The sequence below is a fragment of the Novosphingobium sp. CCH12-A3 genome (genome assembly GCF_001556015.1).
Taxonomy (GTDB): Bacteria; Pseudomonadota; Alphaproteobacteria; order Sphingomonadales; family Sphingomonadaceae; genus Novosphingobium; species Novosphingobium subterraneum.
In genome coordinates, this window is sequence record NZ_LSIA01000029.1 from 1 (window position 1) to 13,925 (window position 13,925).

Annotated in this window: 10 protein-coding genes; 4 read left to right on the forward strand and 6 right to left on the reverse strand. The window is 64.4% G+C overall.

Annotation, left to right across the window (positions count from 1 at the left end):
* The coding region (gene xseA, locus AX703_RS02220; RefSeq protein ID WP_062342346.1) for an exodeoxyribonuclease VII large subunit at positions 1 to 1,419 on the reverse strand (1,419 nt) is incomplete at its 3' end.
* Between xseA and purD the strand changes: the two genes are divergently transcribed.
* Positions 1,418 to 2,704, forward strand: coding sequence for a phosphoribosylamine--glycine ligase (gene purD / locus AX703_RS02225; protein ID WP_039333108.1), 1,287 nt, complete (start codon positions 1,418 to 1,420; stop codon positions 2,702 to 2,704). The two genes, xseA and purD, sit on opposite strands and share 2 nt — an antisense overlap.
* A 101-nt stretch (positions 2,705 to 2,805) precedes the next feature.
* Positions 2,806 to 3,768 (forward strand): sugar phosphate isomerase/epimerase, encoded by a 963-nt coding sequence (locus tag AX703_RS02230; protein WP_062342349.1) that lies wholly within the window; start codon positions 2,806 to 2,808, stop codon positions 3,766 to 3,768.
* A 17-nt stretch (positions 3,769 to 3,785) separates the two neighbouring features.
* On the opposite strand, the gene AX703_RS02235 is transcribed toward AX703_RS02230, so the two are convergent.
* The 4 genes from AX703_RS02235 to AX703_RS02250 are packed head-to-tail and all read right to left on the reverse strand — an operon-like array spanning position 3,786 to position 9,855.
* Entirely contained in the window at positions 3,786 to 4,988 is a 1,203-nt protein-coding gene (locus AX703_RS02235; protein ID WP_082734353.1) for a CaiB/BaiF CoA-transferase family protein, read from the reverse strand.
* Positions 4,985 to 6,871, reverse strand: coding sequence for a hydantoinase B/oxoprolinase family protein (locus AX703_RS02240; protein WP_062342351.1), 1,887 nt, complete (start codon positions 6,869 to 6,871; stop codon positions 4,985 to 4,987). The genes AX703_RS02235 and AX703_RS02240 overlap by 4 nt, the downstream gene beginning before the upstream one ends.
* Before the next feature lie 13 nt (positions 6,872 to 6,884).
* Positions 6,885 to 8,933 (reverse strand): hydantoinase/oxoprolinase family protein, encoded by a 2,049-nt coding sequence (locus AX703_RS02245; protein ID WP_062342353.1) that lies wholly within the window; start codon positions 8,931 to 8,933, stop codon positions 6,885 to 6,887.
* A 7-nt stretch (positions 8,934 to 8,940) separates the two neighbouring features.
* Positions 8,941 to 9,855, reverse strand: coding sequence for a hydroxymethylglutaryl-CoA lyase (locus AX703_RS02250; RefSeq protein ID WP_062342355.1), 915 nt, complete (start codon positions 9,853 to 9,855; stop codon positions 8,941 to 8,943).
* 255 nt (positions 9,856 to 10,110) lie between these two features.
* On the opposite strand from AX703_RS02250, the gene AX703_RS02255 reads away from it, so the two are divergent.
* Both AX703_RS02255 and AX703_RS02260 read left to right on the forward strand, forming a co-directional pair.
* Complete coding sequence (locus AX703_RS02255) at positions 10,111 to 12,651, forward strand: TonB-dependent receptor (RefSeq protein WP_062342357.1); 2,541 nt, start codon at positions 10,111 to 10,113, stop codon at positions 12,649 to 12,651.
* Positions 12,652 to 12,748: 97 nt separating this feature from the next.
* The gene (locus AX703_RS02260) at positions 12,749 to 13,417 is read left to right on the forward strand and encodes a GntR family transcriptional regulator (RefSeq protein ID WP_039333097.1); all 669 of its coding nucleotides are present in this window, start codon (positions 12,749 to 12,751) and stop codon (positions 13,415 to 13,417) included.
* Here the strand turns inward: AX703_RS02260 and AX703_RS02265 are convergent.
* Complete coding sequence (locus AX703_RS02265) at positions 13,402 to 13,908, reverse strand: hemerythrin domain-containing protein (protein WP_039333096.1); 507 nt, start codon at positions 13,906 to 13,908, stop codon at positions 13,402 to 13,404. The two genes, AX703_RS02260 and AX703_RS02265, sit on opposite strands and share 16 nt — an antisense overlap.
* Between the last annotated feature and the right edge of the window lie 17 nt (positions 13,909 to 13,925).

Here is a 13,925-nt window from a genome sequence, read left to right on the forward strand (position 1 = left end):
GGACGGGGGCGGCGCAGCGATGCCGGTGCTGACGTCGAGCGTGCCGTCGGCGAATTCGAGCCGCAACGCCGGACGTGCCTGCGCATCCTCGCGCATCCGCACGACATGGCCGTCTGGCGCAGTAACCAGCACGTAGCCGCGCTGGAGAGGAGCTTTGGGGTCAAGCGAGCGGCGCAGGCGATCAAGCGCCTCCACCTTGCCGCGCGCGTGCTCGATGCGCTGCAGCAGCATTTCGGGGCGCAGCCGCCGGGCGGCAAGGCGCTCCGCTTCGCGTTCGACCCGCGCCATCAACAAGGCAGGGCGCAAGGCTCCTGCATGGCGGGCGAGGACCGATCCGGCGATCTCGGTGCGGTGGACGAGGGCGCGGCGCAAGCGCTCCCCAAGATCATCGACGCGCTGGGTCTGGCCCTGAAGGAGCGCCTGCGGTTGGGGCAGGCGCTGGCTGCGGGCTTCGAGGCGTTCCTTGGCCTGGGCGAGCTGGCGGGCGAGGGCGCGTCGCTGGCGGGCGTTGAGATCGGCTACAAAGGCGGCAAGTTCCGCCTGCACCGGCACCGCAAGTTCAGCGGCGGCAGTGGGCGTCGGAGCGCGCAGGTCGGCGGCGAAGTCACACAGGGTGGTGTCGGTCTCGTGACCAACTGCGCTGATGATCGGGATGGTGCAATCCGCCACGGCGCGGACGACCTCTTCCTCGTTGAACGACCACAGGTCTTCGATCGATCCGCCACCGCGCGCCACGATGACGAGGTCCGGGCGCGGGATCGGTCCGTCGGGCATCATATCGCTGAACCCGCGCACGGCGTTGGCGACCTGCGTTGCCGCACCCTGACCCTGGACCAGCACCGGCCACACGATGACGCGGCTGGGAAAGCGATCTGACAGGCGGTGGAGGATGTCGCGGATCACGGCGCCAGTGGGCGAGGTGACGACGCCAATGGTGCGCGGCAGGAACGGCAAGGGCTTCTTGCGGGCGGGATCGAACAATCCTTCGCCTTCCAGCCGGGCTTTCAGCTTGGCGAGGAGCGCGAGCAGCGCGCCTTCGCCGGCGATCTCCATCCGCTCGATCACGATCTGGTAGTTCGAGCGGCCCGGGTAAGTCGTCAGCTTGCCGGTGGCGATGACCTCGACGCCGTCCTCGGGCCGGAAGTTCAGGCGCTGCACGCCGCCGCGCCACATCACGCCATCCAGCCGCGCGTTCTCGTCCTTGAGGCAGAGGTAGAGGTGGCCCGAGGCCGCGCGCTTCACGCCTGAAAGCTCGCCACGCACCCGGACGAAGCCGAAGCGATCCTCGACGGTGCGCTTGAGCAGGGCGGAAATCTCGGAGATCGAGAGGGCCGGGGCGTTGTCGCCTGCCGATTCCCTCGCTAGGAGCCCGCCCGAGCCGTTGTTATCGTCGTCATAAGGCGCGGAAGGGAAAGCCATGAATATCCTGCTGCTGGGATCGGGTGGGCGCGAACATGCCCTCAGCTGGAAACTGGCCCAATCGCCGCTTCTGGACAAGCTCTATGCGGCACCCGGGAATCCGGGCATTGCGGAAAACGCCGAGCTGGTGGCGCTGGATCTGACCGATCACGCCAGTGTGGTGACCTTCTGCGAAACAAACCGCATCGGCCTCATCGTGGTGGGGCCGGAAGCGCCGCTGGTCGACGGCCTGACGGATTCACTGCGTGCAGCAGGCTTTTCCGTGTTCGGGCCGAGCCGTGCGGCAGCGCAGCTCGAAGGGTCGAAAGGTTTTACCAAGGATCTGTGCGCACGGGCCAACATCCCGACCGCCGGCTATGTTCGCGCCAAGTCGCTCGAGGAGGCCCGCACCGCGCTCAAGGACTTCGGTGCGCCGGTGGTGATCAAGGCCGATGGCCTTGCTGCGGGCAAGGGCGTCGTCGTGGCGATGACGATGGCAGAGGCCGAGGCCGCGGTTGACGACATGTTTGACGGCGCCTTCGGCTCTGCCGGTGCGGAGGTGGTCGTCGAGGAGTTCCTCACCGGAGAAGAGGCGAGCTTTTTCGCCCTGACCGATGGCGCAACTATCGTGCCGTTCGGATCGGCACAGGACCACAAGCGCGTCGGCGATGGCGATACCGGCCCCAATACGGGCGGCATGGGCGCCTACAGCCCGGCGCGCGTGCTGACGCCTGAACTCGAGGCGCAGGCGCTCTCGCAGATCATAGCGCCGACGGTGAAGGCCATGGCCGATGAGGGCATGCCCTATTCCGGCGTGCTTTATGCAGGTCTCATGCTGACCGAGCAGGGGCCGAAGCTGATCGAATACAATGCCCGCTTCGGCGATCCCGAATGCCAGGTGCTGATGCTGCGGCTGGAAAGCGACCTGGTAGAGCTGCTGCTGGCCTGCGCCGACAACAAGTTGTCGAGCATCCAGCCGCCGCGCTTTTCCAGCGACGTGGCGATGACCGTGGTCATGGCTGCCGAGGGTTATCCCGGTACGCCGAAGAAGGGGGGGCGCATTGACCATATCCCTGCCGCCGAGGCAGGTGGGGCAAAGGTATTCCACGCGGGCACTGCCCTCTCGGCAGACGGCGTGCTTTCGGCAAATGGCGGGCGCGTGCTCAACGTGACTGCCAGGGGGGGCAGCGTGAAGGCTGCGCGGGATGCGGCCTATGCTGCAGTGGACGCGATCGTCTTTCCGGAAGGGTTCTGCCGTCGCGATATCGGCTGGCGCGAGATCGAGCGGGAAGAAGCGGACGCCTGACGGCACCGCTTTTCGCTCGACAGGTCTTGACCGCATCGGCAAAGCGGGCACAAAGTTGTGTGACAGCGCAGGACAAGACGCGCTGAACCGGGAGCCGATGCATGAACCGCCGCACTTTCATCACCACCGCCGGAACCGCAACGATGGCGGGGCTGGCTCTGGCCAATGCTCCCTTGCGGGCGCTCGACAGCAAGCGCCGGTTCGGCATCCAGTTGTGGTCCGTTGCCAAAATGCTGAGCGAGGACTTCTCCGGAACCATCGCCCTGCTGGCAAAGCTGGGTTACCGCGAGATTGAGACCTACGGGCCTTATACCTTCAGCGACCAGCGCCAGATCGATGGCTGGAAGAACACGGCCAAGATGCTGGGCTTCTCAGGCAGCGGCTTCTTTGGGCAGAGCGCCGCGCAGATCAAGGCCGTGTTCGATTCGCATGGAATGACAGTGCCCTCGATGCACACCGACCTGTTCACACTGCAGACCCGGATGGGCGAACTGGCCGAGGCCACGCGCGCCTTGGGGGCGACCTATGTCACCTTGCCTGCGATTCCGGCCGAGGAGCGCAAGACGCTCGACGATTACAAGCGCATGGCCGACGTCTTCAACGCTATAGGGCAGAGCGCCACGCGACATGGGGTTCGCTTTGCCTATCACAACCATGGCTACGGCTTCGCACCGATGGACGGCAAGGTGCCGATCGACACGCTGCTGGACGCGACCGATCCTGCGCACGTGTTCCTCGAGATGGACACCTACTGGACTACGGCGGGCGGCGCCGATCCGAAGGAGTATCTGGCGCGGTACAAGGGCCGCTACCGGATGATGCACCTCAAGGACATGAAGGGTCAGCAGCGTTTCGCCGGAGACGGTGGCGCTCCGGCTGACTGGATCGCGCTGTTCCCTTACCTGACCTGGCTTGGTGACGGCTCGCTCGACATGGCCGGCATCATCGAGGCGGCCAAGGCTTCGGGGGTAGAGCATTTCTTCGTGGAGCAGGACCGGGCTGACGACCTCAAGGTCGCCATTGCCGGCAGCGCCGCCTACATGAAGAAGATCGGCTTCGAGTAAGCCGCCAAGGCAGGGCGTCAGATGACGCCCTGCTCTGCCATCTGCGCCAGTTCGGCTTCGCCAAGCCCAAGCAGTTCGCCGTACACTTCGGCATTGTGCTGCCCGACCTTTGACGGTGCCGGGCGGCGCACCGATCCGGGTGTGGCGGACAGCTTGGGGAAGCTGGACTGCATCTTGAGCGGACCGAAGCGCTCGGTCTCGACTTCGATGATGGCTTCGCGTGCCTGGAAATGCGGATCGGCAAGCATGTCGGGGGCTCGGTAGACGCGGCCTGCGGGGATCGAATGCTCGATCATCAGCGCGTCGACCTCGTCCACGGTCAGCGTGCGGGTCCACTGGTTGATCAAGTCATCGAGCTCGTCCTGGTTCTCGCCGCGGGCAAGATGCGTGGCATAGCGCGGATCGTCGCCCAGTTCTGGCCTGCCCATCGCTGTCGCGAGACGCTTCCACAGCGAATCCTTGTTCGCGCCAATCATGAACTCGCCGTCCTTGCACTTGTAGACGTTGGACGGTGCGATGCCCTTGAGGACCGAGCCCGAGCGTTCGCGGATGTAGCCGGTGCGGTCGTACTCCGGGACGAGGCCTTCCATGACCTGCAGGACGGATTCGTAGAGCGCCGCATCGATCACCTGGCCGCGCCCGGTGCGCTCGCGCTCGTGCAGAGCCGCCAGAACGCCCATGCAGCCGTAAGTGGCCGTCAGGGTGTCGCCGATGGAAATGCCCATGCGGCTGGGTGCACGGTCGGGCTCGCCGACGATGTAGCGCCAGCCACCCATTGCCTCGCCGATGCCGCCAAATCCTGCGCGGTCGGAATAGGGTCCGGTCTGGCCGTATCCCGACATGCGGGCGATGATCAGGCTGGGCTTTTCGGCAAGGAGCACGTCAGGGCCAAGGCCCCACTTCTCCATCGTGCCCGGCTTGAAGTTCTCGATCACCACGTCGGCATGGGCGATCAGGCGCTTTACCAACGCCTGCCCCTCGGGCACGCGCAAGTTGGCGCTGACCGAACGCTTGTTGCGCGCGATCACTTCCCATTGGACCTTTTCCGAACCCTGGCCCCAATCGCGCATCGGATCACCGGTGACGGGTGGTTCGACCTTGATCACGTCGGCGCCCATGTCGCCCAGCAGCTGGCCGCAGAACGGGCCTGCAAGCAACTGGCCGAGTTCCAGCACGCGAATGTCTCTGAGAGGTCCGGGATTGGTGGTTGTCATGATCATTCTGCCGCCTCCAGTAGCGGCCATTCGGGTTGGATCGGTGCGGGCAGTCCGGTTTCCGCTTCGCAGTTTGCGCGCAGTACTTCGATGCCCGGACCGTAATTGAACAACGGCAGCTCGCCCCGCTCCTCGCGCAGGCGCGCGCGCAGGGCTTCGGTCTCGGCGAGATTGACCGCACCACGATCATCGGCGACCACGCCATAAGCCCGTGCGCCTTCCACCGTAACCAGCCCCTGCACGATTTCCTTGCCGACAAGGGCGGGATCGCGGGCCAGCGGATCCCCCCAGCCGCCGCCGCCCCAGGTGATGAAGTGGAGCATGTCGCCCGCTTCGACTTCGAGATCCTCGACCTTGTTGCCGACGATGGTCTGCGTGCCATCGGGCTTTTCAAGGATCTTGCGCGCCCGTGCGCCCGGTTCGCCACCGTTCACGCCCCAGGGCGGCACGAACCAGCGGTCGTCGTGGATCGCGATCGTGCCCTTGGAAAGAAAGCGATAGGTCATGCGGATCCCGTTGCCGCCACGATGGAGGCCGGCGCCGCCCGAATCCGGCTCGCACTCATAGCGCTCGATCATCATCGGGAAGTAACGCTCGAGGAACTCGTTGGGGACGTTGGTAAAGCCCGGCCACAGCGAATGGCCGTCGGGTCCATCACCCATCGGGCGGCCGGGGATGCCGCCGAAGCCGATCTGGAAGAGCTGGAACCAGTCGCCGTTCTTGCCGGGGCGCTCATCGTTGCCGGCGTAGAACAAGTGTGGTGACGAGGAGAAGCCGGCGGCGTTGAGGAATTCCGGCGTCTTCTGGCCAAGAAGGCCGCCAAGGATATCGAAGATGCGGCCCAGCGCATGGGTGCGGCCCGAGAGCGCGGCCGGGAACTTCGGCTTGAGCAGCGAGCCTTCGGGAATGCGCACGTCGATCAGATCGTAGAACCCGTCGTTGAACAGGATCTGCGGGTCGAAGACCATGATCATGTAGATGCCGAAGAACATCTTGAACATGTTCTCGTTGAGGAAGAAGTTGATCGAAGCGACCGACTGCGGATCGGTGCCTGCGAAATCGAGGATCACCTTCTCCCCTTCGCGCCACATCGTGCATTTGATCTTGTAGGGGCCGAAGCCCATGCCATCGTCGCAGATGTAGTCCTCGAAGCTCACCGGCTCCTCGGCAATCGCCATGCCGACAAGCGCCTTCATGGCACGGTGGTTGCGGGCAAGCAGTTCCTGCGTCGCCGAAACATAGACGTCGTCGCCGAAGCGCTCGGCCATCTCGATCACGCGGCGAGCGGCGACGCGGCAGGCAGCGATGAGCGCATTGAGGTCTGCCGCGCACCAGTCGGGCTTGCGGGTCTGGTGCATGACAAGCCGGATCAGATCGGCGTTGTATTCGCCGCGTTTCCAGATCTTCACCGGCGGGATGCGCACGCCTTCCTCGAAGATCGAGCGCGCATTGATCGGCATCGAGCCGACGACCTTGCCACCGATGTCGGACTGGTGACCGAACATTGATGTGTAGGCAATCAGGCGGCCGTCCTTGAACACTGGCAGCAGCACCAGCCAGTCGTTCGAGTGGCTTATCGCCCCGCCTACAGAGTAGGGATCGGACAGGAAGATCATGTCTCCGTCTTCGAGCGTGCCCTCGTAATTTTCGAGGAAGCCGCCAATGAAGGAGCCGAACTGGCCGACGATCATCTTGCCGGTGTGGTCGGCAATCAGCGGGAAGGCATCACCCTGTTCGCGGATGCCCGGAGACATCGCGGTGCGCACGAGCGTTGCGTCCATCTCGATGCGCGCATTGCGCAGGGCGTTCTCGATGATGTCGAGAGTTACCGGGTCGATGGCGACACGTTCGAACGGCTTGTCGTTGGTCTGGACGATGGTTGCAGGCATGGTTCGCGCCTCCTCAGGCCAGATTGATCAGGATATTGCCGACGTGGTCGACGGTGCCGATGCAGCCGCTTTCGATCAGGGTCGTGGAATCCATTTCGCAGACGATGGCCGGGCCGGGGATCACGTCTCCGGCGCGCAACTTGGCGCGATCATAGATCACGGCGGCCTGCTCTCGCCCGTCCATCCACAAGGTGTGGTCGCGCATCCTGGCGGCGATGGGGTTGCCGTCGCCCTTCTCGAGTTCGGCGGCTGGCAGGTCGAGAGCGCGACCCATGGCCACGGCGCGCAGGTTCACGATCTCGTGCGGGGTGTCCATGTTGAAGGTGAACAGGCGCTTGTGTTCGGCATCGAAGCGGGCGAGGATTCCGGCGATGCCATCGGTGGTCAGCACATCGGGAGTAATCGTCAGCGGCACTTCGAAGGCTTGCCCGGCATAGCGCACGTCCACTTCGAAAGCCGTGCTGATCTCGTCTTCGGGCACGCCATCGGCAAGCAGTTCGGCGCGGGTTTGGGCGGCCATTTCTTCAAGGATGGCAATGAGGTCTGCCGCTTCGGTCTGGCTGGCGAGACGGCTGAACGAGCGCGCGGTTTCGGTGCGCATTCGTGTCGTCGCATCGCCAAGGGCGCAGAGCACGCCGGGGCTGACCGGCGAGATCGCGGGCCAGCTGCCCATCAGGCGGGCCACGGCATTGACGTGGAGCGGGCCTGCGCCGCCGAAGCCCATCAGCGCAAAGTCGCGCGGGTCATACCCCTGCTGGACCGAGATCATCCGCAGCGCGCCGAACATGTTCTCGTTGACGATGTCGATGATGCCGCGCGCGGCGGCCATCAGGTCGATGCCTAGCGCGTCGGCGATGGTCTGCACCGCCTTCTTGGCGCCCTCGCGATCAAGATTGAACGTGCCGCCGAGCAGGTTCTCGGGCAAGTAACCTAGCACGACATTGGCATCGGTCACCGTGGGCAAGGTTCCGCCTTTTCCATAGGCGACCGGCCCCGGCACGGCTCCTGCGCTCTGCGGCCCGACCCGAAGGGCTCTTGTCAGCTCAGGAACATAGGCGATCGAACCGCCGCCTGCGCCCACCGTCTTCACGTCGAGCGCCGAAGCACGAACGGAGAGGTGGCCGACTTCGGTGGTGCGCTGGCGGCGGGCTTCGAGATTTTCGATAAGCGCAACGTCGGTGCTGGTGCCGCCGACGTCGAGGGTCAGAATATTTCTGATCCCGGCATTGCGGCCGACCCAGATCGCGCCCGTCACGCCACCGGCAGGGCCGGACATCAGGATGTTGACCGGATGCTCCTCGGCCTTCTGCGCACTCATCAGACCGCCGTCCGAGCGCAGCAGCGAGAGCTTGCCGTTCATCCCCGCCTCGGCAAGGCGCGAGCGCAGGTTGGAGACATACTTGCCGACGACCGGGCGCACCGCCGCGTTGGCCACTGTCGTCAGGGTGCGCTCGTACTCCTGCATTTCAGGCAGGACTTCGTGGCTCAGCGAGACCGGCACGCCCGGCATGATCTCTGCCGCCAGTTCACCCACGCGCTTCTCGTGCGCGCCGTTGGTGTAGGCGTTGATCAGGCTCACGGTGATCGCTTCGACGCCATTGTCCTTGAGCACGCCCAGTTGCGCGCGGATGTCGGCATCGTCGATCGGGCGGATTTCCGAGCCTTCGGCGCTCATGCGGCCCTTGATCGTGACGGTATCCTCGAGCGCTGCCAGCGGCTGGGGCTTGGGCCAGACGATCCAGCCAGCCAGCCCGCCCGGCACGAAGCTGCGCGCGATCTGCATGATGTGGCGATAGCCCTCCGTCGTGACCAGGCCGACGCGCGAGCCCTTGCCTTCGAGCACGGCATTGGTCGCGACCGTGGTGCCGTGGAGGAAGAATTCGACGTCTCCAGGCGTTATGCCGGCCTTCTCGCAGATTGCGGTTACGCCATTGAGGATGCCCTCCGAGCTGTCGTGCGGGGTCGATGGCGTCTTGTGGCGCCAGAACGCGCTCGACGAGGTGTCAAACAGCAGGAGGTCGGTGAAAGTGCCGCCGACGTCCACGCCAAGGCGATAGCCCATTGCTCGATTACTCCTGAACGATCTTGGGGAACGGTGGCGCTTTGGCCACCATTGAAGGAAGTTCGCGGGCCATTACGCCGGATAGCCAGCGGTTGGCTTCGATCAACTGAGACAGGTCCATGCCGGTCTCCACGCCCGCGCGGTGGAGCATGTAGACGACATCTTCGCTCGACACGTTGCCTGCGGCTCCGGGCGCGAAGGGACAGCCGCCGAGGCCACCCAGCGCCGCGTCGACCACTGTCGCCCCGGCCTCGACCGCAGCCCAGACATTGGCGATGCCGGTGCCTCTGGTGTTGTGGAAATGTACTCGGACCGGCAACGGCGACACTGCTGCGACCACACGGCGGACAAGGCGCGAGACGTGGGCAGGGTCGGCAACGCCGATGGTGTCGGCAAGCGCGACCTCGACAGGTTCTCCCTCGGCCAGCGCCGCCGCCATGGCGACGACGCGATCCTCTGACACCTCGCCCTCGAACGGGCAGCCGAATGATGCGCCGATGGTCGCCTGGCCCTTCAGGCCTGCGCCCTTCGCCATGGCAACGATGGCCTTTGCAGCGGCAACTGACTCGTCGCTGGTCTGGCCCTGGTTGGCGATGGCAAAGCCGTCGGTAGCAACGCAAACCGCACCAAGTTCATGCAGGCGCCCGGTGGCAATGGCGCGCTCGGCACCCCTGGCGTTGAGGACGAGGCCGATGAAGCTGACGTCGCCCGTTAGCGGGAGGCCAGCGCAGACCTCTTCCGCGTCGGCCATCTGAGGCACGCGCTTGGGATTGACGAAGCTCGTCACCTCGATGCGGCGCGCGCCCGCGGCAATGCTGCGCCGGATCAGTTCGAGCTTGTCCGCCGTGGACACGATCGCCTTCTCGTTCTGCAGCCCGTCGCGCGGGCCGACTTCGACGAACGAAATCGCGCGCGCGGTCATGCGGCTTCTCCGCAAGTGGGGTTGGGCATGCAGAAGGTCATCAATCTAGGTCTCTCTTCGTATGCAATATCACTGTGCGGTCATTGCAGGAGGTGCCGAAACCTGCCCGTAGGTGCAGGTTCGCTAGCACCTTGACCGATCAAGTTTGTATACAATAAGCTGCCTTCCCGGAAAGCGAGCGTCAAGAGGGGGGCGAAAGCCCGTGCGCTCGCAGCATCGATAGCGTCGCGACCGAACCAACAGGGAGGTTTGAGAATGCGTGCCACCCGTCTCCTATTGAACACCGCAGTGCTTGGCCTGATCGCCAGTGCAGCCCCGTCCTTCGCCCAGGAAGCGCCACAGGATGCCGCGCAAGCGGCTGACGACGGTGATAGCATCATTGTCACGGCCCGCCGCCAGAACGAGCGCCTGCAGGACGTACCGGCGTCGGTATCGGTCCTGACGGCCACTGCGCTGCAGAACACCGGGGCGGTCAAGGCAGAGGACTTCACCCAGCTTACGCCCGGCGTGACGATCGTGACAGGCACGGCTGAGGCCGGCGACACGCAGATCAACATTCGCGGGATCAACGGTGCGCGCGATGCTGAAAGTTCGGTCGCGCTGGTGGTCGACGGCATTCTCAAGACCAACACCGCGCAGCTCAACCAGCCGCAGGGCACATTGTCGCAGGTCGAGGTGCTGAAGGGACCGCAGGGCGCGCTCTACGGCCGCAACGCCGCGGCAGGTGCGATCGTGCTGCAGACCCTCAAGCCCACCGACACGCTGACGGGCGGCCTGCGCGCCTCCTATGCGAACGAAGCGACTTACGAAGCCACTGCACACATTGCCGGGCCGCTGGGCGAAAACGTCGGCTTTGTAGCCTCGGGCTATTACTTCACCACCGACGGATGGTGGCGCAACAAGTTCCTGAGCAACTCCAAGACCGTTGACGACAAGGAAAACTGGGCGCTCGACGGCCGGGTGATGATCGGCAAGGGCACCGCTACCCAACTTGACGTCAAGGCGCGCTATGCCGAGTTCCATGGCGCATCGCTGCCGTTCAACGCTTCGTTCCACCTGCCCCAATTCGGTGCGGTGAACCCTGCGTTCTACGAGGACGTGAACAAGCACCAGTTCAACTTCTACAACAACATCCGCGCCACCAACGACCAGAAGAGCTTCGATGCTTCGATCAAGCTCGACCAGGAGTTCGGCAACGGCATGAAGCTGGTGGCCTGGGCGCTCTACTCCGACGTCAAGCAGGACCTTGTCGCCGATGGCACTTCGGCCGATTTCGCGCGCTACATCACCAACACCGACCCTCGCGTAGCCAGCACCGTCGCCAAGTGCTTCTCCAGCACCGCGGCGCTCACCGGCTACCCGGTCAACCAGCCCGGCGGGATCGGCGCTATCCCCGTGCCGTTCCTGTTTGCCCCGGCCAACGGTTCGACCTTTGGCCCCTACAGCCCGACGACCTGCGACGGCATCCAGTACCAGCTGCGCAACCAGAAGGATTTCAGCACCGAGATCCGGCTGCTGTCGAACACCGATGGCGCGCTGACCTGGCAACTCGGGGCCTACTACCTGCACATCGATCGCAAGACCGGCGTCAGTCTTGGTGGCGATACCGGGCAGGGCGTGATCAAGCAGCTCTACAACGCGCCGGACACCACGAACCCGACCTCGCTGCTCTTGGCCGACAAGTTCCGCACCAACGTCTACGCGGCGTTCGGTTCAGCCGAGTGGAAGCCTTCGGATGTGTTCACCGGTGGCATCGCGCTGCGCTATGACATCGAGGATCGCGCCGCCAATTCGCTCGTCCCCAATGCGACCGATCCCTTCACCGGTGGCCCCATCAATCCGGGCCTCGCCTTCGGTGCCTTCACGCCGCAAAACGCCACGTTCAAGCAGCTTCAGCCCAAGGTGACGTTGAGCTTCCACCCCAGCAACCAGCTGAATCTCTATGCCAACTGGGGCATCGGCTTCAAATCGGGGGGCTTCAACAACCAGGGCTCTTCGGCCGTGGTCAACACCCGCTTCAACAACGGCGTCACACCGGGCACGATCAACGCGGGCGTCACCATCAACGACCAGTACCGCAAGGAACGCTCCAGCGCCTTCGAAGCCGGCGTGAAGGGCGAGCTGTTCGACGGCCGCATCACCTACGACCTTGCCGGCTACTACACTCGCGTCACCGACATGCAGTTCTTCGAATTCTTCGTCGGCGACTTCGGCCTGCTCCGCGTTGTCTCGAACATCGATCGCGTCGACATCAAGGGTGCCGAGATCAACCTGACCGGCAAGGTGGTCGATGGCTGGAAGGTGTTCGGCTCGTTCAACGTCACCGACAGCGAGATCAAGAAGAACCGCTCGCGCCCCTACACCGTCGGCAACAAGTCGCCCTATACAGCCGACTGGACGCTCAACCTCGGTTCCGAAATCACCGCGCCGTTGACCGACAACGCCAAGCTGCTGTTCCGCGCCGACTATCGCGTGACCGGCCCGACGTGGTTCCATTCGGTGCAGGATCAGGAGCGCCCGACCATCTTCTCAGGGCTGCTGCCGATCTCGCAGCTGCCGTTCCTGCCCCCCTCGTTCGGCAACGCACGCTACGACGTTGCCAAGCGCGATGCTTTCGGCGTGCTCAACCTGCGCGCCGGGATCACCACGCCGAACTACCGGATCGCGGTGTTCGCGGACAATCTGCTCGACCGCAAGTACATCGCCGAGGCGATCCCGGCGATCGAGTTCGGGGGTTCCTTCATCTCGCCGGGCGCGCGTCGCCTGATAGGGGTTGAAGTGGGCGCATCGTTCTGATGAGGGCTTCAGGATAAATCCGGCGGGGAGCGGGTTCTGCCTGCTCCCCCTGAAGATACAGGCCCGGCGATACAGGCCCGGCAATACAGGAGCGTACGTGTCCAAAGCCTCGCAGGAAGCCTACCGCAAGATCCGCGCAGGGATCCTGTCAGGGCACTTCCCTGCCGGACAGTTCGTGCCCGAGGACGAATTCGCGCAGTACTGCGGATTGTCCCGCACCCCGGTGCGCGAGGCTATCGCGGAACTGGTGGCCGAGATGCTGTTGCAGCGCTCGGGCACCAACCGCGTGTTCGTGCCGGTCTGGTCGGACGAGGACGAGGAAGAGCTGTTCACCTTGCGCGCAATGCTCGAAAGCCATTGCGCCACGCGCGCCGCGCGGCTCATTACCGACGAACAGATCGCCGAGCTCAAGGTCCATTGTGATTTCATCGACGACGCGATCTCGGCCCCCGACGGTCCGGACGTCTCCGGATTTGTCGAGGGCAACCGCCATTTCCACGCCGTCATCCTCGCGGCTGCGCAATCGGACCGGCTGGCCCAGCTGATGAAGTTCGTCGTCAGCCAGATCGTCGTGCACCGCACGGCGGAACAGTATAGCCGGGCGGACATGGAGCAGAGCCAGCGCGACCATCGTGACCTCGTCAGCGCATTCGAGATGCGTGACGAGGACTGGGCGGGCGCAGTGGCAAACACGCATATCCGGCGCGCGGCCAACGCCTACCGCACGATGCGGCAGGGCAGCGAGGCAGCTCAGGCCGAGGCTTGAAGCACCCGCAATTCGGCCTCGGGCAGGACTTCGGTCTTTGCCTGGGCCATCAGTTCCTGCTTGCGCGCCAGCATCGCATCTCGCAGCGCGACCATGTCGAGGCCGGCTTCGCGTGCCTGCGAGAACATGCCTTCCGAGCGTGCTTCTTCCTCGTGGACATGGTGCTTGATCTCTTCGCTGAGCACCTTGACCTTGGCCTCGAAGAACTCGTCCTCCGGCGAAGTCACCATGATGTCGTTGATCAGCAGCTTTGCAGCATCATGCTCGACATAGGCCTCGGTATAGGTCTCTTCCTCGATCTTGCCCTTGAGGGCGGGGTAGAAGATCTCTTCCTCGATGATCGTGTGGATCTTCAGCTCGTTGCAGATCTGCAGAGCCAGCGCCTGCTTGCGGTCCGAGCGGGCGCTTTCGAACTTCTCGAACAGCGCCTCGACATTGCGGTGGTCGGCCTTGAGCAGGGCAATGGCATCGGTGAACTTCGCTTGAGCCATGGGTCTAAGTCCTTGAA